This window comes from Microbacterium elymi, from assembly GCF_021582895.2.
Taxonomy (GTDB): domain Bacteria; phylum Actinomycetota; class Actinomycetes; order Actinomycetales; family Microbacteriaceae; genus Microbacterium; species Microbacterium humicola.
Map to the genome: position 1 here is coordinate 1,115,934 of NZ_CP091139.2, position 21,438 is coordinate 1,137,371.

Annotated in this window: 15 protein-coding genes and 7 pseudogenes; 7 read left to right on the forward strand and 15 right to left on the reverse strand. The window is 70.0% G+C overall.

The features are described from left to right. Positions 1 to 50: 50 nt before the first annotated feature. From L2X98_RS05950 to L2X98_RS05960, 3 genes and pseudogenes are all read left to right on the forward strand, one after another. Positions 51 to 515, forward strand: coding sequence for an Lrp/AsnC family transcriptional regulator (locus L2X98_RS05950; RefSeq protein WP_259612634.1), 465 nt, complete (start codon positions 51 to 53; stop codon positions 513 to 515). Further along, positions 512 to 1,908: pseudogene (locus tag L2X98_RS05955) on the forward strand (aspartate aminotransferase family protein). The gene L2X98_RS05950 and the pseudogene L2X98_RS05955 overlap by 4 nt, the downstream one beginning before the upstream one ends. Before the next feature lie 588 nt (positions 1,909 to 2,496). After that, complete coding sequence (locus tag L2X98_RS05960) at positions 2,497 to 3,195, forward strand: hypothetical protein (RefSeq protein WP_259612635.1); 699 nt, start codon at positions 2,497 to 2,499, stop codon at positions 3,193 to 3,195. Between the two features lie 123 nt (positions 3,196 to 3,318). Here L2X98_RS05960 and L2X98_RS05965 read toward each other — a convergent pair whose 3' ends face one another. The 12 genes and pseudogenes from L2X98_RS05965 to L2X98_RS06015 all read right to left on the reverse strand — a co-directional run bounded on the left by L2X98_RS05965 (position 3,319) and on the right by L2X98_RS06015 (position 13,012). Further along, positions 3,319 to 3,789, reverse strand: a complete 471-nt coding sequence (locus L2X98_RS05965; protein WP_259613213.1) for a S8 family serine peptidase — start codon at positions 3,787 to 3,789, stop codon at positions 3,319 to 3,321. Positions 3,790 to 3,838: 49 nt separating this feature from the next. Continuing rightward, positions 3,839 to 4,447, reverse strand: a pseudogene (locus L2X98_RS20200) (S8/S53 family peptidase); the annotation flags it as partial. Between the two features lie 50 nt (positions 4,448 to 4,497). Next, entirely contained in the window at positions 4,498 to 4,914 is a 417-nt protein-coding gene (locus tag L2X98_RS05970) for a hypothetical protein (RefSeq protein ID WP_259612636.1), read from the reverse strand. 277 nt (positions 4,915 to 5,191) lie between these two features. After that, entirely contained in the window at positions 5,192 to 6,115 is a 924-nt protein-coding gene (locus tag L2X98_RS05975; protein ID WP_259612637.1) for a CHAT domain-containing protein, read from the reverse strand. Continuing rightward, positions 6,082 to 6,495, reverse strand: coding sequence for a hypothetical protein (locus L2X98_RS05980; RefSeq protein WP_259612638.1), 414 nt, complete (start codon positions 6,493 to 6,495; stop codon positions 6,082 to 6,084). The genes L2X98_RS05975 and L2X98_RS05980 overlap by 34 nt, the downstream gene beginning before the upstream one ends. After that, on the reverse strand, positions 6,492 to 7,445 hold the full coding sequence (locus L2X98_RS05985) for a hypothetical protein (protein WP_259612639.1): 954 nt from the start codon (positions 7,443 to 7,445) through the stop codon (positions 6,492 to 6,494). The genes L2X98_RS05980 and L2X98_RS05985 overlap by 4 nt, the downstream gene beginning before the upstream one ends. Positions 7,446 to 7,708: 263 nt before the next feature. Continuing rightward, positions 7,709 to 8,176, reverse strand: coding sequence for a hypothetical protein (locus L2X98_RS05990; RefSeq protein ID WP_259612640.1), 468 nt, complete (start codon positions 8,174 to 8,176; stop codon positions 7,709 to 7,711). Continuing rightward, on the reverse strand, positions 8,166 to 8,315 hold the full coding sequence (locus tag L2X98_RS05995; RefSeq protein WP_259612641.1) for a hypothetical protein: 150 nt from the start codon (positions 8,313 to 8,315) through the stop codon (positions 8,166 to 8,168). The genes L2X98_RS05990 and L2X98_RS05995 overlap by 11 nt, the downstream gene beginning before the upstream one ends. Next, the gene (locus L2X98_RS06000; RefSeq protein ID WP_259612642.1) at positions 8,312 to 8,779 is read right to left on the reverse strand and encodes an RNA polymerase sigma factor; all 468 of its coding nucleotides are present in this window, start codon (positions 8,777 to 8,779) and stop codon (positions 8,312 to 8,314) included. The genes L2X98_RS05995 and L2X98_RS06000 overlap by 4 nt, the downstream gene beginning before the upstream one ends. 652 nt (positions 8,780 to 9,431) lie before the next feature. After that, positions 9,432 to 11,612, reverse strand: a pseudogene (gene glgX, locus L2X98_RS06005) (glycogen debranching protein GlgX). Between the two features lie 30 nt (positions 11,613 to 11,642). Next, positions 11,643 to 12,137: a glutaminase gene (locus L2X98_RS06010; protein ID WP_259612643.1), complete on the reverse strand. Its 495-nt coding sequence runs from the start codon at positions 12,135 to 12,137 to the stop codon at positions 11,643 to 11,645. Positions 12,138 to 12,315: 178 nt separating this feature from the next. Beyond that, positions 12,316 to 13,012, reverse strand: a pseudogene (locus L2X98_RS06015) (GTP pyrophosphokinase). 132 nt (positions 13,013 to 13,144) lie between these two features. Between L2X98_RS06015 and L2X98_RS06020 the strand changes: the two are divergent. Together L2X98_RS06020 and L2X98_RS06025 are read left to right on the forward strand one after the other, a co-directional pair. Then, positions 13,145 to 13,756 carry a TetR/AcrR family transcriptional regulator gene (locus tag L2X98_RS06020; RefSeq protein ID WP_259612644.1) on the forward strand — a complete coding sequence of 204 codons (612 nt, stop codon included), beginning with the start codon at positions 13,145 to 13,147 and terminating at the stop codon, positions 13,754 to 13,756. Positions 13,757 to 13,819: 63 nt separating this feature from the next. Beyond that, positions 13,820 to 15,529 carry an MDR family MFS transporter gene (locus tag L2X98_RS06025; protein WP_259612645.1) on the forward strand — a complete coding sequence of 570 codons (1,710 nt, stop codon included), beginning with the start codon at positions 13,820 to 13,822 and terminating at the stop codon, positions 15,527 to 15,529. Positions 15,530 to 15,825: 296 nt separating this feature from the next. On the opposite strand, the pseudogene L2X98_RS06030 reads toward L2X98_RS06025, so the two are convergent. Further along, positions 15,826 to 16,860, reverse strand: a pseudogene (locus L2X98_RS06030) (cation:proton antiporter); the annotation flags it as partial. An 81-nt stretch (positions 16,861 to 16,941) separates the two neighbouring features. Here L2X98_RS06030 and L2X98_RS06035 point away from each other — a divergent pair. Continuing rightward, positions 16,942 to 17,556, forward strand: a complete 615-nt coding sequence (locus L2X98_RS06035; RefSeq protein ID WP_259612646.1) for an FMN-binding negative transcriptional regulator — start codon at positions 16,942 to 16,944, stop codon at positions 17,554 to 17,556. Positions 17,557 to 17,583: 27 nt separating this feature from the next. Here L2X98_RS06035 and L2X98_RS06040 read toward each other — a convergent pair. Then, positions 17,584 to 20,767 (reverse strand): annotated as a pseudogene (locus tag L2X98_RS06040) (type I restriction endonuclease subunit R). An 11-nt stretch (positions 20,768 to 20,778) separates the two neighbouring features. Here L2X98_RS06040 and L2X98_RS06045 point away from each other — a divergent pair. Beyond that, entirely contained in the window at positions 20,779 to 21,168 is a 390-nt protein-coding gene (locus tag L2X98_RS06045; protein WP_259612647.1) for a hypothetical protein, read from the forward strand. A gap of 149 nt (positions 21,169 to 21,317) precedes the next feature. Here the strand turns inward: L2X98_RS06045 and L2X98_RS20205 are convergent. Beyond that, positions 21,318 to 21,398 (reverse strand): annotated as a pseudogene (locus L2X98_RS20205) (hypothetical protein); the annotation flags it as partial. Positions 21,399 to 21,438: the final 40 nt, after the last annotated feature.

Sequence of the window (21,438 nt, forward strand, 5' to 3'; positions counted from 1 at the left end):
AGAACCGGCTGGACAACTGATACCGTGCGGTTAGGCGAAGGAGACGAAGGATGCCGCAACCTGCACGCGCCGCGATCGATGACACCTCGAAGGCGATCATCGAACAGCTGCAGGCGGACGGGCGACGCTCGTACACCGAGATCGGGCGCGCCGTCGGCCTCAGCGAGGCCGCCGTCCGCCAGCGCGTCCAGCGCCTCATCGAGAGCGGTGCGATGCAGATCGTCGCGGTCACCGATCCGCTCCAGCTCGGCTTCGCGCGTCAGGCGATGATCGGGGTGCGCGTCTCGGGCGATGCCCGCACGGTCGCCGAGGCGGTCACCGCGCTGCCCGGCGTGACCTACGTCGTGCTCACCGCCGGCACGTTCGACGTGCTCGTGGAAGTCGTCTGCGAAAGCGACGACGAACTGCTCGACATGCTGAACGGCAGCATCCGTCCCCTTCCCGACGTCGCCCACGCCGAGGCGCTCGTCTACCTCAAACTCCACAAGCAGCTCTACGACTGGGGCACACGATGACCATCACCAGCTCTCCCCGCACCGAAGCCGAACTGCAGCAGATGGCCAAGGACCACCTCTGGATGCACTTCGCCCGGCAGTCCGTGATGACCGACGGCCCCGGCGTGCCGATCATCACGCGCGGCGAGGGCCATCACATCTGGGACTCGCAGGGCCGCAAGTACATCGACGGGCTGTCCGGTCTGTTCGTGGTCAACGCCGGACACGGGCGCAAGCGGCTGGCGGATGCTGCCGCCCGCCAGGCCGAGCAGCTCGCGTTCTTCCCCATCTGGTCGTACGCCCATCCGTCGGCGATCGAGCTCGCCGACCGGCTCGCCGGCTACGCACCGGGAGACCTGAACCACGTGTTCTTCTCCACCGGCGGCGGCGAGGCGGTCGAGACGGCGTTCAAGCTCGCGAAGTATTACTGGAAGCTGCAGGGCCGGCCCACCAAGCACAAGGTCATCTCGCGGTCCATCGCCTACCACGGCACGTCGCAGGGGGCGCTGGCGATCACCGGCATCCCCGACATGAAGGCGATGTTCGAGCCGGTCACCCCGGGCGGGTTCCGCGTGCCGAACACGAACTTCTACCGGGCCGACGAGGCAGGATTCCCCGGCGGCACCGAGGCGGAGTTCGGCCTGTGGGCGGCGAACCGGATCGAGGAGATGATCCAGTTCGAGGGTCCCGACACGGTCGCGGCGGTGTTCCTGGAGCCGGTGCAGAACTCGGGCGGATGCTTCCCCCGCCGCCGGGATACTTCCAGCGCGTCCGCGAGATCTGCGACAAGCACGACGTGCTGCTGGTCTCGGACGAGGTGATCTGCGCGTTCGGGCGCATCGGCGAGTACTTCGCCTGCGACGCCTACGGCTACCAGCCCGACATGATCACGTTCGCCAAGGCCGTCACCAGCGGATACTCGCCGCTGGGCGGCACGATCGTCAGCGATCGCATCTATGAGCCGTTCGCGCACGGGAACGCCTCGTTCCCGCACGGGTACACGTTCGGCGGGCACCCGGTCTCGGCTGCGGTGGCCCTGGAGAATCTCGACATCTTCGAGGAGGAGGGGCTGCCGGCCCGGGTGCGCGAGAACTCGCCGGCGTTCCGATCTACCCTGGAGAAGCTGCTCGACCTGCCGATCGTGGGCGACGTGCGCGGCGACGGCTACTTCTTCGGCATCGAGCTGGTCAAGGACAAGGCCACCAAGGAGACGTTCGACGAGGACGAGTCCGAGCGGCTGCTGCGCGGCTTCCTGTCCCGGGCGCTGTTCGATGCCGGGCTGTACTGCCGCGCCGACGATCGTGGCGACCCGGTCATCCAGCTCGCCCCTCCGCTGACCATCGGGCAGAGCGAGTTCGACGAGATCGAGCAGATCCTGCGCGGCGTGCTCACCGAGGCCTGGACGCGGCTGTAGGCGGTGGCAGGACTGGGTACCGCGCCGCCGCCCGGACTGCGGCATCCATTCCTGGCCCGTTCTGCTCGCAGGAACATTTCGCGATCCGGGCGCGTCACCCCGGCGTGTCGCGGGGGCTGAGCCAGATCTTCCTGCGAATTGAACGGTCCTCTCGATCGCGCTCGGTGACGTCTTCATGAGCGATCTCGAGGTGTCGGCGACACGCAGCGTCGCTGCGCGTGCGACGGCCGAGCCCGCGGCGCACACAGGACGGGATGCCGGGGTCCTGTCGGGCCTCAACGACTAGGTTGAACAGTATGGCGAGCAGGCGATCCGGCGGAGGACGAGCACCCCGGCGCACCGCGAAGCCGGGTACCGGTCGGGTGCCCAAGAAGCCGGCCGCCGAGAAGACGCCACGGAAGAACCCGCCGACGCCGGGACCCCTTCCCGCCGGCCCGTTCCGTCTCGGTGCAGTCCCCGGCGCGACTCCGGGCAAGTGGATCCGCATCTGGGAGGAGCGGATGCCGCGCAATCCGCTCGAACTGATCCCGCTCACCGCCGCCGCGCAAGCGCGACGCGATCGGATCGGGCGCGGTCGACGCGGCCCTCGTGCGCCTGCCGATCGACCGCGCCGGACGGCACGTGATCGCGCTGTACGACGAGGTGCCGGTGGTCGTCGTCCCGGCCGAATCGGATCTGACCGCCGCCGACGAGCTCGAAGCCGCCGACCTGGCCGGCGAGGTGCTGATCACCCCGGCCGACGACGTGCTCGGGTTCACGGCATCCGGCACGCGGGAGCCGAGCTTCGCTGCGCCCGAGACGACCGAGGATGCCGTGGCCACGGTCGGCGCCGGTGTCGGCGTCGTCATCGTGCCGATGTCGCTGGCCCGGTCTGCATCACCGCAAGGACGTCACCTACCGGCCGCTGCGCGGAGGACCGATCTCCACCGTCGCGCTCGTGTGGGACGCCGACCGCCCCTCGGACCTGATCGACGCCTTCGTAGGGATCGTGCGCGGCCGCACCGCGAATTCGTCGCGCTGAGGCGTGGTCACGCGCCGGGGGCGGCCTCGGCCCTTCGTCTCGGTCGCTGCGCTCCCTCGCTCAGGGACCTCTCCGACACCAGGTCCCCGAGCGAGCGCGGGACCGACGTCAAGCCCCGTCCGACGCCCGGCCCTTCGTCTCGGTCGCTGGCGCTCCCTCGCTCAGGGACCTGTCCGACACCAGGTCCCCGAGCGAGCGCAGGACGGCCCTTCGTCTCGGTCGCTGCGCTCCCTCACTCAGGGACCTCTCCGACACCAGGACCCTGAGCGAGCGCGGGACCCGGGCCCTTCGTCTCGGTCGCTGCGCTCCCTCACTCAGGGACCTCTCCAACGCCAGGTCCCTGAGCGAGCGCAGCGAGACGAAGGGCCGAAACCCCGGCACAGCGCGCCCTACAGCTCCTCCTCACGGAGCTGGTCGACGATCTTGGCCGATGCCGCGGCGCGGGCTGCGGCATCCGCCCCCTCGTCGAGCGCATCCAGGCGCGCGGCGATGCTGCCCGACACGAGCGGGGCGGCGAATGAGGTGCCGCTCCACACCGCGAACCCGCCGGTGAAGTCGTCCGGATCGAGCGAGTCGCGCTCCTTGCCGTGCGCATCGCGCCGCGTCACCGCCTGGGCCCCGCCGTTGAAAGCCGGGAATGTCGAGAGCACCGACACCCCGCGCGCATACAGATCGATCCACGGGGCGGTGTTGCTGAACAGCGCCACGGTGCGGCCGTTCGGATTCTTCGCCCCGACGGCGAGCATCGGCGCGCAGCCGTCCTCGCCGGGGAACGCCGCCGGGAACATCGGCCGATCGGTCGCGTCGTTGCCGGCGCTGCACACGATCGTGGTCCCCGCCGCCGCGATCTCCAGGAGCACCAGGCGCAAGCCCGGCGCTGTACAGCACGTCCTCGGGGGTCTCGTGGTAATACCCGAGCGACAGGTTCAGCACGTCGATGCGCTGTCCTCCGGGCAGCCCCTGCGCGTGGCGCAGCACGAGCTCGGCGACCTGATCCATCGCGTCGATGAGGTCCGACTCGATCACCCGGCCCAGACTGTCGGCGATGCGCGGTGCGAGGATGTCGGCATCCGGGCATGCCTGATGCACGACACCGGCCACGAACGTGCCATGCCCCGATACCGGATCGATCTGCCCGTCCAGCGGCCCGACCAGGTCCGGATTCAGGTCCGGGTCCTCTGCCATGTCGGTCAGGCCGATCGGCACCCCATCGAGCTCGACCCGGGTGCGCACGACCCCGGGACGGAACCACGGATGCTTCGCGCAGCCGGTGTCCATGATCATGACGATCGGACGATCGCGCTTGCGTTCGCGCGAACGATGGGGCGCGTCGCCGACCCACGTCACGGCTTGACGGCCGCCGAACCCGGGCAGAGCGTAGGCGCCGAGTCCCGCCGATGCCGGGTTCGTCGAACCGAACGGGTTCGTCGAGGTGAACGGATTGGTCGACGTGAACGGGTTCGTCGATGTGAACGGGTTCGTCGAGCCGAAGGGATTAGTGGAGGTGAACGGATTCATCCCGATCGGGCCCACGGTCAGCAGGTGGTCGAGTCCGACGCCATCGAGGTTCACGCCCTGCCGTGCGGCAGCATCCAGCACAGCCCACGCGTCCGGAACCGACCCGGCCGCTGCCCCTGGGCGAGAACCTGCACCCTCGTCACCGACGTCGCCCGCGGCCCCTCGCGCCCGGGCCGCGAAGCGCGCCGCTCGATCGTGACAACCGGCTGCGGCTCGAACTGCCAGCCGGCGCTCACGAACGCCGCATTGAGATCGCGCACGACCTCGTTCACGTCCCGCCGGCCCGACACGAGCAGGCGATCCGGGATGTAGACGGTCGGGAAGACCCGGCTCGGACCGGGTTCGGCCGGCGGCTGCAGGACCACTCCGAGCGGCTTGATCGCCTCCTCGCGCTGCTCCCAGCTCGCTCCCCCGCGCCGGGCGTCGACCGGCTCACCCGGCCCGTTCTTTTCCGTCTGGTCGTCCATCGTGGCCTCCTCGCCGTGCGCAGCGCGCGCTCCCCGTGATCTCGAACTCTAGCGGTCCCCGCGACGCCCCAGCGAGGCGGATTCCCCTGGAAAGACGGGGAGGATCCCGGCTTGCACCGGCATCCTCCCCCTTGGGTTCGGCGACGGCGCCCCCAGAACACCGTCCCCACTCGCTGCGCTTCCCCTGTGGGCCCGACTCCCCAGTCATGCGGCCCGGTCGCGCTGCGAACGTCCCACCGTGTCAGAGCGGGGGCATCCCTCGCTGATACACGCGCAGTCAGAAACCCGCGCCGTGCGCCTGGAACGGCGTCACCAGTCCGGTGCGGGCGGATGCCGCGGCCAGCGCCTCGGCGGGGTCCACCCCTGCCGACAGCTCGGTGTGCATGGCCCCGAGCAGTTCGCAGGCGGCGTCGTCGGCGACCACCACCGGAGTGGCGATGACGCATCGCGCGCCGGCTGACAGCCACATCCGCGCCATGCCGATCGCCTCCTCACCCCAGCGGACCGACGAACGGCCGCCCTCGCAGGCCGAGAGGATCACGATCGCCGGGACCCGTCCGATCCGATCGATGTCGTAGCCGAAGAGCGTGCCATCGGCCAGTTCCAGCCCCGAGAAGAGGGCGTTGTCGGCCGCGTGCTGGCCGTGCGCCGCGATGTGCAGCACATCGACCCGGGACGCGAGCTCGGTCACGGCATCCGCCCTCGCATCCTCCCGATCCACGATCACCGGGGCAGTCCATGCCGCCGCGGCGGCACGCACCTCCTCATCGCCCCGGGCCACGCGAGGCCCGACGGCGAATCCGGCGGTCGCGATCGCAGTCCGCGGTTGCTCGCGATCCCGCACCCACTGCGACGCCGACGCGGCGAGCGTGAACGCGCGGCCGCGCATGGCCGGCAGCATCGCCCAGGGGATGCCGGAGAGGATGCCGGGGGCCGTGATCACCACGCGGCGCGAGCCGACCGCCGCCAGCGGACCGTCCAGCAGGGCCGCCGACAGCGCCTGCAGTCGCGCTTGCAGCGATTGCAGGACCGCGGCCGCGAGGGGGCCGGTGCGCACGGTCGCGGCCATGTCGAGATCGGCGCGCAGCCCCGGCATGAGGTCGCGGATGGCGGCCAGGCCCGGCAGCGGGACGACGCGCTGCGCATCCGCGGTGACCACGAGGGCGGTCACCGCGTCCCCGGAGTAGATGTACGACAGCACGGCCGTGGCGTCATCGAGCGCGCTGACCAGTTCGGGCAGCGGATCCGCTGATATGCCTCGCCCGAGGAGGTCTGCGTCCATTGCCGGGTGCGCGCCCGCTCTCGCAGCACCATCCCGCGCGCGCTGGTCGCCCACGCCGGATCGTCGGCACGCAGCATCCGCACCTCGGCGAGGTCGGCGGCGAGGTCAGGGTCGGGCGGCGGACGCAGCGGCACCACCTGCTGACTGAGCTGCCGGGCGCGCTCGGACCACTCGAACACGACGTCGGGTCGTCCCGAGCGCGCGGCGGCGTCGAGGCCCACCAGCGCGAGACCGTTCCCGTGCATCGCCACAGAGGTCTGCAGGTCGAGGCTTCCGAACGCCGCACGCCACCGGGTCAAGTGGTCCAGGCCTCGTGCGGCATGGCGGCGGGCCGCTGCATCGTCCCCCGGGCGCGCGCGCTGACGGCCCGAGCCTCATGCGCCAGCAGCTGCACCTGAATCGGCGCCGACGCCGGCACGCGGATCGTCGAGCCAGGGGGTCTCTGCCCGTGCCGCGCCTGCCAGATCGCCAACCCCAGTCGCAACGACGCTGCTTCGCTGGGGAATCCGGCGCGACGCAGCCGGGTCGCGAGCCCGGCCACCTCGTCGGTGGAGGGGATGCGCCCGGCATCCGGCAGCCGCCCACCGCCGCGTCGCACCGCCCCGCCGCTGAGCACGGCGCGCATCCGCACGGCCTCGGCGCGCGCCGCCCACGTCCGGTTGCCGAGCAGGTCGAAGCGTCGCGCCGCGGCTGCGGCCGTGCGGCGAGCATGCGGCGGGTCGTGGGTCAGCTGCGAGCACGCGAGCTGGAATTCCGCCTCGGCCCGCAGCTGGGTCATGCGGTGCGCGCCGAACAGCTTCGCCGTCGCCGCCAGCAGCTGCTCCGCGTCCCGCGTCAGACCGGCGTCGCGCAGCACCTCGGCGCGGTCGGTGTCGCAGATGCCGGCGGTGATGGGGGATGCCGCGGCCCGGGGGCGCGCCTCCTGCATGCCGCGCAGCGCCGCGACCAGGTCGCCCTGCAGCAGCGCCACGTACGCACGGTTGTGCTCGGCTTGACCACCGTCCACCGGCAGGCCGGACTCCGCGAAGATCCGTGCGGCGACGTCGAGGTCGACGGCCGCGCCGTCAAGATCGCGCACCTGCAGTCGGGCGACGCTGCGGTTCATGCGCACGCGCGCCTCGGCCACGGGGTCGTCGGCGAGTCCGGTGATCGCATCGGACAGCAGCCGCTCGGCGTCGCGCAGGCGTCCGCCCACCAGCGCGAGCGCACCGAGCTGGCCGAGCAGCACGGCACGCGTGCTCTCCTGCAAGCTCGGTCAGGGCGAGGGCGTCACGGCACAGGCGCTCCGCCTCGCCGGGATGCCCCGTGCGCTGCAGCACCACGGCCTGGGTGCCCATGATCCGCGCACGCAGGTCGACGTCCTCGACGATGGCCGCAGCACGTTGCAGCGTGCGCTCGGCCGCGGCGAACCGTCCGCGGATGCTCTCCTCGACGGCACGACGATGCAGCTTGCGCGCTCGGGGCCACGCCTCTATCTTGGCGCAGGCCGACGACTCCAGGAGTCCGTCGCGGTCACACCTCGAACTGCGGCGTCTGGAACTCGCGCACCTCGTCGCCGACGCCGCGCACTGTCAGCCGCACCCGGGTCAGCCCCGCACGCACGCCGTCGAACGCGAACCGGCCGTGCTCGCCGGGCTCGGTGCCGCGCTCGTGATCGCCCTGGACCAGTCGCACCGCGACGGCCGCAGCATCCACCCACCCGTCGATCCGGCGGTCGCCGTCCTCGGTGACGGTCACGTGCAGCGGCACGCTCGTCTCGCCGTCGCTGAACTGCAGCGTCGAGGTGTCGCCCTCGCCGCGCACCTCGGCGTACTCGCCTTCGACCATGGTCAGCAGCGCGTACTCGCGAGTGAGGTCTTCGACCGCGACCGCGGCGACCATGCGGTCGACCAGGCCCGCCGGCTCGGGATCGTGCTCCCGCCACATCGCGCGCAGGTGCGCGAACATCGCCGCATCGGCGGCGAAATCCTCATGTTCCATACGCCATCGCCCCCTCATCGCCCAGCAGTGCGCGCAGCTTGACCAGGCACCGCTGGCGAGTCGGGCCGATCGAGCCGATCGGCATCGACATCTCCTGCGCCAGCCGGGCGTAGTCCGGGCGCTCCTCGAACGCGATCACCCGCAGAGCCGCTGACAGCGCTCGGTGAGCTGGCCGACGGCATCCCACAGGCGATGCGCCCCGTCCAGGCGTGTGGCGGATGTCTCGGCCGACTCCTGCGTCGGCAGCTTGGGCTCGAGGTCCTCGGTCTCGGTGACGTCCGCGCGCCGCTGGGCGCGTCCGACGCGCCAGGCCTCGCGGCGGGCGGTCGTGGTCAACCAGCCCGACACCGCCCGCGCGTCGGCGATGCTCTCGTGCCGGCGGACGAGGGTCAGCCAGGTCGTCTGCACGACATCCTCGGCCAGGGCCGCGTCGAGCCCGTAGGCGCGCACGATGTGCCACAGGGTCGGGGACATCAGCCGGACCAGGTCGTCCATTGCTCGCGCCTCGCCGTCTCGCCATGCGCGGAACAGTGTGCCGGCGCGCTCCCAGCGCGGCAGCTCGTCCGCGGGCTCGGCCGACGCGGCATCCCCCAGAGTCGTCATGATGACCATTGTGTCCACAACAACCCAGAGCACGGTAGTCCTCCCCCTGATACCTCCCGCCCCTCCGCCGGGCTTCTCGCTGCGAAATCGTACGATTTGGCCGAGTGCACATGAGTCTGGGCCGAGTTTGATGTGCAGTCGGGAAATTGATGTGCAGTCGCGGGTGCGGCGGGGTGCGGCGTGTGCGGCGTGCAGGCTGCGGCGCCCGGGCGGGGGCTCGAGGTCGGCGGTCGAGTGCGGGGGTGCTGCGATTGCGGCGGCTGACACCGTTGCAATTCAGTCGACGCAAAATGCGGGCTTCAACGCCAGCGAGCAACCATATGTGACGACCGAACAGCGACCCACGAATCCAGTCGACGCAAAATGCGGGCTTCAACGCCAGCGAGCAACCATATGTGACGACCGAACAGCGACCCACGAATTCAGTCGACGCAAAATGCGGGCTCCAGCGCCCGCGAGCAACCATATGTGACGACCGAACAGCGACCCACGAATTCAGTCGACGCAGAATGCGGGCTCCAGCGCCCGCGAGCAGCCATGTGCGTCGACTGAGCGACCAGGATGTCACGCCTCGGCCGCGCGCCCTCAGCGCCCGCGAGCAGCCATTTGTGACGACCGAGCGACCAGGATGCCACGCCTCGCCCGCGCGCCCTCAGCGCCCGCCCGCGCCCGCCGGCTTCGCCGCGGCCAGCGACGCCTCGACCGTGTGATCCGGGCCCTTCGCCTCGTCGCTGTGCGCACGCAGCACCGCGAGCGCCCGGGCCTCGAGGGTGACATTGCCTCCGGGCGGCACGGGGTGGTCGCCGTTGCCGTGCGCGCCGGTCTCGACGACCAGGTCCCAGCTCGGGCTGGCCTTGACCCACGGGATGCGGAAGTCGATCGCCTCGTCGCCCGCGTTGAACAGCACGATGAAGTGCCGATCGGTGATCGTGCGACCCCGGGCATCCCGCTCGCGGATCCCGTCGCCGTTGAGGAACACGCCGATCGCGCGGCCGAAGCCCGACTCCCAGTCCTCCGGCTGCATCTGCGTGCCGTCCGGCCGCAGCCAGGCGATGTCAGGCACCGGCGCGCCTTCGCTCCGACGGATCGGACGCCCCTCGAAGAACCGGCTCCGCCGGAAGGTCGGATGCTTCCGCCGCAGCTTCGAGAGCTTCGCGGTGAACTCGATCAGCGGCAGGTCCGCGGCATCCCAGTCGATCCAGGTCAGTTCGCTGTCCTGGTTGTACCCGTTGTTGTTGCCCTGCTGCGTGCGGCCGAGCTCGTCGCCGTGCGAGATCATCGGCACGCCTTGGCTCGGCAGCAGCGTCGCCAAAAAGTTGCGCTCCTGCCGTGCGCGCAGCGCGAGGATCGCGGGGTCGTCGGTCGGCCCCTCGACACCGCTGTTCCACGAGCGGTTGTCGTCGGTGCCGTCGCGATTGTCCTCGCCGTTGGCCTCGTTGTGCTTCTCGTTGTACGAGACCAGGTCGCGCAGGGTGAAGCCGTCGTGCGCGGTCACGAAGTTGACGGATGCCACGGGCCGGCGCCCCGAGTGCGCGTACAGGTCGCTGGACCCGGTCAGGCGCGACGCGAACTCGCCGAGCGCCTGCGGCTCGCCGCGCCAGAAGTCGCGCACGGTGTCGCGGTACTGTCCGTTCCACTCGGTCCACAGCGGCGGGAAGTTGCCGACCTGGTATCCGCCCGGTCCGACATCCCACGGCTCGGCGATGAGCTTGACCTGCGAGATCACCGGATCCTGCTGGACGATGTCGAAGAACGCCGACAGGCGGTCGACCTCGTAGAACTCCCGCGCCAGAGTCGAGGCCAGGTCGAACCGGAACCCGTCGACGTGCATCTCGAGCACCCAGTACCGCAGCGAGTCCATGATCAGCTTGCAGGGTGTGCGGATGACTGACGTTCAGGCTGTTGCCGGTGCCGGTGTAGTCCGTGTACCGGGCCGGGTCCTTCTCGTCGAGCTTGTAGTAGGCGGCGTTGTCGATACCGCGCATGCTCAGCGTCGGGCCGAGCTCGTTGCCCTCGCCGGTGTGGTTGTAGACGACATCCAGGATCACCTCGATGCCGGCGGCGTGCAGGGCCTTGACCATCGCCTTGAACTCCTGCACCTGCTGGCCGCGGTCGCCCCCGAGGCGTACCCGTTGTGCGGGGCGAGGAACGCGATCGTGTTGTAGCCCCAGTAGTTCGCGTGCGCGTGATCGGCCGAGCTGGCGGCATCCACGAACTGGTGCACGGGCATCAGCTCGATCGCGGTGACCCCGAGCTTGCGCAGATGCGCGATGATCGCCGGGTGCGCGAGGGCGCTGTACGTGCCGCGGATCTGATCCGGGATGTCGGGATGCCGCTCGGTCAGCCCCTTCACATGCGCCTCGTAGATGACCGTCTGGGCGTACGGGGTGTGCGGTGCGTGGTCGCCGTTCCAGTCGAAGAACGGGTTGATCACGACGCCGCGGACGGTGTCCGGCGCCGAGTCGTCGTCGTTGCGCTGCTCGGGGTCGTCGAGGTCGTACGCGAACAGCGACTGCCCGTGCACCGTCTGCCCCTCGACCGCCTTGGCGTACGGGTCGAGCAGGAGCTTGGCCGGGTTGGCGCGCTTGCCCTCGGCCGGTTCGTACGCGCCGTGCACCCGGTAGCCGTAGCGCTGGCCGGGCGCGATCTGCGGAAGGTAGGCGTGCCAGACGTACCCGTCGACGTCGACGAGGTCGACGCGGGTCTCGGCGCCGTCGTCGTCGAACAGGCACAGTTCGACGCGCTCAGCGGCCTCGCTGAACAGCGCGAAGTTCGTGCCGTTGCCGTCGTACGTCGCGCCCAGCGGGTACGCCGCCCCGGGCCATGTCTCCATCGTTTCCCCACCTTGAGTCGACGTTCCAGACTACCCGAGGTCGCGTCTCAGCCCGGCGGGGCCAGCAAGCGCGATCCGGTCGTCGAGGTAGCCCTCCAGCGGGACGAGCGCACCCGTCCGGCTCCAGCGGATGCCGGGCACCGAGCCGAGCATCGCCAGTGGGCCGGATGCCTCGCCCCGCGCGAGCGCGGCCGGGTCGAGCCGCTCCCACCCGATGTGCACGGGCTCCCCCTCGGCGAATCCGCCGCGCCGGGCCGCTGCGGCCAGCGCCGCCCGCTCGCGCTGCGACTCGGCGGTGAACCCGCGCCGTACGTCCTCGCGGGCGCGCAGGATGTCGCCGGTGGCCAGCACTTCGTCGTCGGTCAGCAGCAGCACGCCCAGATGCCAGGCGGTGCCGCGCGGCTCGATCCGCGGCGGGCGGGCGATGCCGAGGATGCGCCGCGGCACGACCAGCTCGCCCAGCCGCTCACGCGGGAGCTCCGAGAGACGCCGCCGTGCGGCATCCATCATCTCCGCGACGTCCACCCGGCCAGGCTACCGGCGGGTGGGCGTGCAGAACTCCGGAGATCCGGTGCATGCCAGCCCGCGCCGCGCGGGCTCCCAGGGCGATCACTCCCGCGGCGCGCGAATCTCCGGAGTTCTGCACGCCGCCCCGCGGTCCCCGGCCCCGGACACCTCGACCCCGGGCACGCCCGCAGCCGGCTCAGACCGCGAGGATCCGGGTGCTCTCGATCTCGCGCGTGCCGCCGTGCATCTCGCGGTGCAGCCGCTCCATCCGCTCGTCGAGGAGGGCGGCCGAGTCGGCGGCATCCTTCAGCTCCGCCAGCAGGTCGCCGGGCACCTGCTGCTGGTACTTGTAGTAGATCTTGTGCTCGAGGCTGGCCCAGAAGTCCATCGCGATCGTGCGGAACTGCACCTCGACCGGCACCTCGATCGGACCGGTGGACAGGAACACCGGAACCTGCACGATCGCGTGCAGACTCTTGTAGCCGTTGGGCTTGGGGTGCGAGATGTAGTCCTTGACCCGCAGCACCGAGATGTCGGGCTGCGTGGTCAGCAGGTCGAACAGCCGGTACGCGTCGGCGGTGAAGCTCGTGGTGATCCGGATGCCGGCGATGTCGGTGATGTGACTGCGGATGCTGGCGAAGTCAGGGTCGATGCCCTTGCGCACGACCTTGTCGACGATGCTGTCCGGGGTCTTCACCCGACTGGAGACGTGCTCGATCGGGTTGTATTCGTGCAGGTACTGGAACTCGTCGCGCAGGATGTCGATCTTGGTCGAGATCTCATGCAACCCGAACTGGTACGGCAGGCAGGAATCGCTCGAGCTCGTCTCGCAGGGAGCGCAACTGGGACGGGGACATGTCGACGGGGGCGTCGATCTCCGGCTGGTCGAGCATGGCCCCACCCTATGGATCAGGGCTGAGAGTCAGGCCAGCGTCGGCGGCCCGACTTTACGAGTCGGCTGTGAATTATGCACGAGTGCATGTTTGCATTTGCGCAACTTCGGGTACGCGAGGAAGATTGCACGAGTGCAAGAAGAAGCTCCCCTTCCCGGACTGCGCGAGCGCAAGCGCGAGCAGACCCGCCGGCGCCTCGAGACCGCGGCGGTCGAGATCGTCCTCGAGGACGGTCTGGACAAGCTGACCATCGATGCGCTGAGCGAACGTGCCGAGGTCTCACCCCGCACGTTCTTCAATTACTTCGACAGCAAGGAAGATGCGATCCTCGGCGTGCGCACGCAGGAGGACACGCAGGAGCTGGTCGCCGAGACCCTCGAGGGCATGCAGCCCACCTCCCTGCTGGACGGCGTTCTCGAGCTGCTGAGCGCCGTCGTGCGCGGCCCCGGCCGCGACCTGCACGAGCAGCGGCACCAGATCGTCCGCGCGCATCCCGAACTCCTGCAGCGCAAGTTCTCGCACATGGATGGGATGCTGAGTCCGCTCAGCGACGGCGTGCGCGCGCTGATCGACCGCACGTCGGGGCCCGCCCAGAAAGATGCCGTGAAGAAGGATGCTGCGCAGAAGGATGCCTGCGCCCTGCTCGGACGAGCAGGCCCAAGTGGTCCTCATGACCTGCGGCGCCGCCATGCGCGCCGCCACGATCGAGCTCGCCCGCGAGCACTCACACCTCTCCACCGATGAAGCAACGGCACGACTGCGCACCCGCGCGGCCGCGCTGGTACGAGAAATGACAGGACTACTGCAATGACCGCAACCGCGGACACGGCGGCCGTAGAGCCGCACCACACCCGGAACATCCTGCTGGTGTTCGCCGGGCTGATGGTCACGATGCTGCTGGCATCGCTGGACCAGACGATCTTCAGCACCGCGCTGCCGACCATCGTCGGCGACCTGCACGGCGTCGACCAGATGACCTGGGTCATCACGATCTACATCCTGGCCTCGACGATCATGCTGCCGGTGTACGGCAAGCTCGGCGACCTGATCGGCCGCAAGGGCATCTTCATCGCGGCGATCTCGATCTTCATCCTGGGCTCGATCATCGGCGGCTGGGCGCAGGACATGCCCTGGCTGATCATCGGCCGCGGCGTGCAGGGCATCGGCGGCGGCGGGCTCATGATCCTGTCACAGGCGATCATCGCGGATGTCGTGCCCGCCCGCGAGCGCGGCAAGTACATGGGCATCATGGGCGGGGTGTTCGCCATCTCGTCCGTGGCCGGCCCGCTGCTGGGCGGCTGGTTCACCGATGTGATCGGATGGCGCTGGGGCCTGTGGATGAACATCCCCCTCGGCATCCTCGCCATCGTCGCGGCCGTGATGTTCCTGCACCTGCCCAAGCACCCGAAGCGCAAGGTGAAGCTGGATGTGCTCGGCATCGCACTGCTGGCCCTGGCATCCACCGGCATCGTCCTGATCACGACCTGGGGCGGCCATGACGCGCCCAACGGGTCCGCCTGGGATTCCCCGCAGATCATCAGCCTGATCGTCGGCACCGTGCTGGCCGCCGTCGCGTTCGTGTTCGTCGAGATGCGCGCCGCCGAGCCGGTGATGCCGCTGCACCTGTTCCGCAAGCTGAACTTCAACCTGATGACCGCCGCGGGCCTGGCGATCGGCGTGGCGATGTTCGGCACGCTCGCCTACATCCCCACCTACCTGCAGATGGTGACCGGCGCCAACGCCACCCAGTCGGGTCTGCTGATGATCCCGATGATGGGCACCGTGCTGCTCTCGTCGATCGTGTCGGGGGCGCTCGTGAGCCGGACCGGACGGTACAAGTGGGCGCCGATCACCGGCACCCTCGTCACCGCCGTCGGAATGGTGCTGCTGTCGACCATGACCGCCGACATGCCGGTATGGCTGATCTGCGTGTTCCTCGGCGTGATGGGCCTGGGCCTCGGCCTGTGCATGCAGATCTTCGTGCTCGTCGTGCAGAACACGTTCCCGGGCTCGGAGGTCGGCGTTGCCACCTCGACGAACAACTACTTCCGGCAGATCGGCGCGTCGCTGGGCTCGGCGATCGTCGGGAGCCTGTTCGCCACGCGGCTGCTGGACCTGCTCAGCGAGCGGATGCCGGCCGGCGCCGGCGGCTCGGCCGGCGGGGCCAACAGCCTGACGCCCGAGCTGGTCAAGGGCCTGCCCGAGCCGATCCACGGCATCATCGTGGGCGCCTACAACGATGCGCTGACGCCGATCTTCCTCTACATCCTGCCGCTCGTGCTGATCGCGACCGTCCTGGTGTGCTTCGTCAAGGAAGTACCGCTGAAGAAGACGATCGACCGCGGCGACGTCGCGGCCGAGAGCCTGGAGATCGACGGTGCCGACTCGGTCGCGGTCGTCACCGGCGCGCTGAGCGTGGTGGGCGAGGACGGCACGACGGCGGCCGCGGCGACGACGTCGACGCTGACCGCCGAGCGCGAGGCTGCCGGGGACGACCCGGCCGCCGACCGCCCGTAGGAATCCTGGCGCCACACAGGTCCCTGAGCGAGCGAAGCGAGACGAAGGGCCGGTACCCGCACAGGTCCCTGAGCGAGCGGCGCCCTCATAGGTCCCTGAGCGAGCGAAGCGAGACGAAGGGCCGGAACCGCACATCCGCGGTACCGGCCCTTCGCCGTATCGCCGCGCCGGCTCAGGCGTGGTCGTCGGCCGTGGTGCTCACCGGCACGCGGTCGCCGTGCAAGCGACATGGCGATCAGCGGGAACAGCAGGACCGACAGCATCCCGGCTCCGACCAAGACCGCGGCGGCCGCCGTGGAGAGGATGCCCTTGTCCACGCCGATCGCGGTGACGGCCACGATGATCGGCAGACCGGTGGCGCCCATCAGCCCCGTCGCGATGCGGTCGCGCATGCTCGATCCCGGCGGCGTGGCCAGCAGCGACGGGATGCCGCGGACCACCAGCAGCACGAGCACGGTGATCGCGACCAGACCGAGCAGAAGCGGGGTCTGCAGCAGCGAGCGCAGGTCGAAGGTGATGCCCGTGTAGATGAAGAAGATCGGCACGAGGAAGCCGAAGCCGACGGCTTCGATCTTGCTCTCGACCTCTTCGCGGTCGTGCGCGTCGGCGTCGCGGATGAGCAGACGCCAGACGATGCCGGCAGTGAACGCGCCCAGCAGCATGTCGATGTCGAGGAACACGCTCAACGCGACCAGTGCCGCCAGCAGCAGGAGCACGACGCGCACCGCGAACTGGCCCGAGGTGTGCAGCGTCGCGCTCACGAAGCGGTGCAGCGCGCCGCGCGGGGCGGCGAACGCGTACCAGATCGCTCCGCCGGCCAGGAGCACGTAGACGGCCAGGACGATCGTGGCCGCGCCGGGCGAGCGGGCCCCGAGGAACACCGAGATCGCGACCAGCGGGCCGAACTCGCCCACCGCGCCGAGCGCGCCGACCGCGCGGCCGAACGGGGTGGCCATCTCGCCGGTGTCGCGCAGGATCGGCAGCAGGGTGCCCAGCGCGGTCGAGGCGAGGGCGATCCCGATGATGATCGCGCCCTCGCCCGGAGCCACGATGAGGCCGAGCGCGACGCCGGCCACCAGGCTGATCAGCCAGCCCCAGATCGCACCTCGGCCGGAGCGGCCCCGCAGCGCGCTGAGCTCGATCTCGGTGCCGGCCACGAAGAACAGCATCGCCAGCCCGAACTCCGACAGGGTGTGCACGAACTCGGACGGCTGGGCCCAGCGGAGTACCGACGGGCCGATCAGGATCCCGAGCACCAGCTCGAACACGACGACCGGAATCCGCACCCATCGTCCCAGCGCCCGCGCGGCCACGGGCGCCAGCACGGCCATCAGCGGGATCAGCACGAAACTCGGATTCACGCGATCAGGCTAGCGTGCGACGCCGCTCGCGCCGCCGCGTACGCTCGAGGCATGTACGTGCCGCACTTCAATCGCATCGACGACCTCGACGCCGCGCGTGCGTTCGTGCGGCAGGCCGCCGTCGGCACGCTGGTCACTGCCGGCGCGGACGGCGTGCCCGACGCGACGCTCCTGCCGATCCTGTGGGACGGCGACCGGGTCATCGCGCACTTCGCGCGCGCGAACGAGCACTGGAAGCGCATCGCCGATGGTGCCGCGGGGCTGGTCATCGTGTACGGGCCGGACGCGTATGTCACGCCGAGCTGGTACGCGGCCAAGGCCGAGCACGGCAAGGTCGTGCCCACCTGGAACTACTCCGCGGTGCACCTGCGCGGAGCGGTGACCGTGCACGAGGACGCCGGGTGGCTGCGGGATGCCGTGACCCGTCTCACCGATCGGCATGAGGGCGAGCGCGACCAGCCCTGGGCGGTGACGGATGCCCCGGAGAAGTACGTCGCCGGGCAGCTGCGCGCGATCGTCGGCCTCGAGATGCAGGTGGCGGACGTCGAGGCCAAGGCCAAGTGGAGCCAGAACCGCTCCGACGCCGACCGCGCCGGAGTCGTCGCGGGGTACGAGGCCGAAGGCCGCCCCGAGCAGGCCGCGCGCGAGCGCACCGGCACGCTCTGACCCCGGCATCCTGCCCCCGACCGGGGCTCAGCGGCGGTCGCGCTCGACCGCGTAGCTCGGCGCCATCGCCTCCATCTGGTCCATGACGAGCCTGATGGCCCCGGGCTGGCGGTCCGGCGGGTACTTGTGCTTGACGAGCAGCCGTTTGATCGACGACCGGAGCTTGGCGCGCACGTCGTCGCGCACCGTCCAGTCCGTGCGCACGTCGCGTCGCATCACCTCGACGAGGTCCCGGGCGATCTGGGCGAGCACGTCCTCGCCCTGCACGGTCACCGCCGACTCGTTCTGCGCGACGGCGTCGTAGAACGCGAGTTCGTCGTGTGAGAGCGGAGGGGTGAAGGACTCGCCGCGGGATGCCTCGGCCTGCACCTCCTGCGCGAGTGAGACCAGCTCGGCGATGACCTCTGCGCTGGTGAGCTGCTGATTCGTGTAGCGGAGCATGATCTCGCCGATCCGCTCGCTGAACGCCCGCTGGCGCACGAGGTTGCCGCGCGTGGCGGCCATCGACGAGTCGATGAGCGTCTTGCGCAGCGCCTCGATCGCCAGTTGGGGGTTTCGCGCCTGCTGCGCCCGATCCAGGAAGTCCGGCCCGAGGTCCTTCAGCGACACGCGCGGCAGGCCGGCCGCCTCATAGATGTCGAGCACCTCGCCGGTGGCCATCGACTGCGCGACCAGCTGGCCGAGCAGCCGCTGGATCTCGTCCGAGATCGGCTCGTCCCGCGCCTGCCGGTCCGAGGCGTCGTACTTCGCCATCCACACCCGCGCCTCTTCGTAGAAGGCGATCTCGTCGTGCAGCTCGACGAGTCCCGGGCGACGGGATGCCAGGGCCCAGGCGCGTGCGAGTCCCGAGCTGGCCGCGCGGTAACGGGCGGCCAGCCGCTCTGCCCCGAGGTCGGGGGCGTTGAGCGGGTTCTGCTGGTCGCGCAGGTAGTTCACAGCCGTCGTGACCGCGGTGAGCATCGCCCGCGACCCGCCGCGCGCGAGCACTCCCCGCCAATCGCAGGGCGCGAGCATCTCGCGCAAGCTGGGTGACGAACTCGAGGGCGATCTCGACGGCCTCTTCGACATCGCGGCCGATGGGGCGCATCGCCTGGTCGTCGACGGTGTACTCCGACAGAGCGGTGGCGAGGTTGTCCGCCAGCGGCGCGTAGGCGACCAGAAGCCCGTCCTGCTTGCCCCGGTACGTCCGGTTCACGCGGGCCAGGGTCTGCATGAGCAGGGCGCCCTTCAGCGGCCGATCCAGGTAGAGGGTATGCAGCGGCGGGGCGTCGAATCCGGTGAGCATCATGTCTTTGACGATCACCAGTTCGAGCTCGTCGTCGGCATCCTTCAGCCGTGCCTTGATCGCGGAGTTCTCCGAGTCGCGCCGCACGTGATCGCGCACGGGCGGCTGGTCGCTCGCCGTGCCCGAGTAGACGACCTTGATGCGTCCGGCATCCAGCGCGTCCGCGTGCCAGTCAGGTCGCAGCGCGACGATGGCCGCATAGAGCCGGGCGCAGATCTCGCGGGTGCCGCCGACGATGAGCGCCTTGCCCGGGGCGCCGATGAACGGCTCCATGCGCGCACGGCGCTCCTCCCAGTGGGCGACCAGGTCGGCGGCGAGCGCATCGATGCGCTCGGGGGCGCCGTACACGGCGTTGACGACGGCGACGGATGCCTCGACCCGCGCGCGCTCCGCGTCGTCCAATCCGAGGGTGACCTCGTCGGCGGCGCGGTCGATCTCGTCCTGGCTCATGCCGTCGGCCAGCGCGACCTTGATCAGTCTCGGCTCGAACGAGACCGGCACCGTGGCGCCGTCGGTCACGGCCCGGGTCAGGTCGTAGATGTCGATGTAGTCGCCGAACACGGCCTGGGTGTCGCGCTCGGCGAATGAGATCGGGGTGCCGGTGAACGCGATCAGCGTGGCGTGCGGCAGCGCATCGCGCAGATGTCGGGCGTAGCCGTCGAGGTCGTCGTAATGACTGCGATGTGCCTCGTCGACGACGACGATCACGTTGCGTCGGTCGGTGAGCAGTGGATGCCGGATCCCGGCATCCTTCTCGGCCTTCGACAGTCCGAACTTCTGCAGCGTCGTGAAGTAGATCCCGCCGGTGATCCGGCCTGCCAGCTCGTCACGCAGCTGCGCCCGCTCGTGGATCTGCTTCGGCCGCTCGGGCAGCAGCAGGCTCTGCGCGAAGGTCTGGAACAGCTGCCCGTCCAGCTCGTTGCGGTCGGTGACCACGACCAGGGTGGGGTTGCGCAGCTCGGGGCGGCGTGAGACGAGGTTGGCGTACAGCTCCATCTCCATCGACTTGCCCGACCCCTGGGTGTGCCAGACCACGCCGGCCTTGCCGTTGGAGGCGACGGCCGCGACGGTGCGGCCGACGGCCTTGGTGACGGCGAAGTACTGGTGTGGTTTGGCGATCCGCTTGACCAGCCCATCGGGGCCCTCGTCGAACGCGGTGAAGTTGCGGCAAGCCTGCAGGAACCGCTCCTGATTGCACAGGCCGTCCAGCGCATCGTCGAGAGGCTGGATATCGATGCCCTCTTCGATCCGCGGCTTGCGGCAGCGGGCGCCGTCGTCGTCGACGTTCCACGGCGCGAAGTGGTTCAACGGCGTGAACGGGGTGCCGTATTTGGCGCCGGTGCCGTCGCTGGCCACCGTGAACACGCAGAAGCGGAATGCCATCGGCAGCTCATCGAGGTAGGTCTGCAGCTGCCAGTAGGCGTTGGAGACCCCGACCGACTCGGCGCCCGCGGCCTTCAGCTCGAGGATCGACAGCGGCATCCCGTTCACGTAGAGCACGAGGTCGAACCGGCGGTGCACGTCGCGGTCGCGGACGGTGACCTGGTTGACGGCGAGCCAGTCGTTCTGCTCGGGCTCGGTGCTGATCAGCCGGATGCGCGGATTCTGCTCGATGCCGTCCGTGTCGATGTAGCTGAGCGGGTACCCGTCGACCAGGCAGCGGTGGATCCGGTGGTTCTCGGTGATCGCGTCCTGCGAGCGCGGTGCGGCGATCTCAGCGAGCGCCTGCTGCAGGTAATGGCCGGGGACGTCGGGGTTGAGCCGGCGCAGCGCCTCGAGCAGGCGGGGACGGATAAGGAGCTCGTCCCAGGTGTCGCGCTCGCCGCTGCCCGGGGCGATCTTCTCGCCCGCCAGGGGCCGCCAGCCGAGCTCGGCGAGCGTCTCGAGCGCGACGCGCTCCCATTCGGACTCCGGGATGCGGGTCATGAGCGGGCTCCTTGCTGTGGTCGGGGTGCCTCACGGCGCCCGGCGCGCTCGGCGAACCGATCGATGGCGCCGAGGATCTCTTCGCTTCGCCAGAACGGCCCGAGACGATATTCGGATTTCGACCGGAGGATTCCGGCGTCGACCAGGGCCGCCAGTGGCGGATAGACGTTCGGCTCTGCACGCCGAGTTCGGCCGCAGCCGTCGCCGAGTCGAGCACCGGTCGGCGCATGAGCACGTCGAGCAGCTTCCAGGCGTTGCTCGAACGACGCACCGTCAGCCGTTCGTTCCAGCTTTCGCGGATCTCGTCCATCTCGGCGATGAGCGTCCGTGTGTTCCCCACGGCACGGGCCGCGGCATCCGCGAAGGCCTTCACAATCGGCGTGACATCACCGGTTCGATAGGCGCCGAGGGCGCGATGATACCCCTCGGTGTCGGCGAGGAGCCCCGCCGATACGGGAAGCGCCACGTTGCGGGTGACTCCACGGGACCTCAGCAGAGACTGAGCGAGTGCGCGGCCGGTGCGCCCGTTGCCATCGGTGAACGGATGGATGGTCTCGAACTGCGCATGGCTGACCGCGATCAGAACCAGCGGCGCGACGTCTTCGCGCTCGCACGAAGGCCACCACATCATCGATGAGACCGCTCACGCGAGAGTGGTGCGGGGCGACGAA

Bases quoted from the DNA above. Each gene is read 5' to 3' on its own strand.
- L2X98_RS05950 (WP_259612634.1), top strand. From the start codon at position 51: ATGCCGCAACCTGCACGCGCCGCGATCGATGACACCTCGAAGGCGATC.
- L2X98_RS05970 (WP_259612636.1), bottom strand. From the start codon at position 4,914: ATGGACGACCAGACGGAAAAGAACGGGCCGGGTGAGCCGGTCGACGCC.
- L2X98_RS05990 (WP_259612640.1), bottom strand. From the start codon at position 8,176: ATGGAACATGAGGATTTCGCCGCCGATGCGGCGATGTTCGCGCACCTG.
- L2X98_RS06000 (WP_259612642.1), bottom strand. From the start codon at position 8,779: ATGACGACTCTGGGGGATGCCGCGTCGGCCGAGCCCGCGGACGAGCTG.
- L2X98_RS06025 (WP_259612645.1), top strand. From the start codon at position 13,820: ATGACCGCAACCGCGGACACGGCGGCCGTAGAGCCGCACCACACCCGG.
- L2X98_RS06035 (WP_259612646.1), top strand. From the start codon at position 16,942: ATGTACGTGCCGCACTTCAATCGCATCGACGACCTCGACGCCGCGCGT.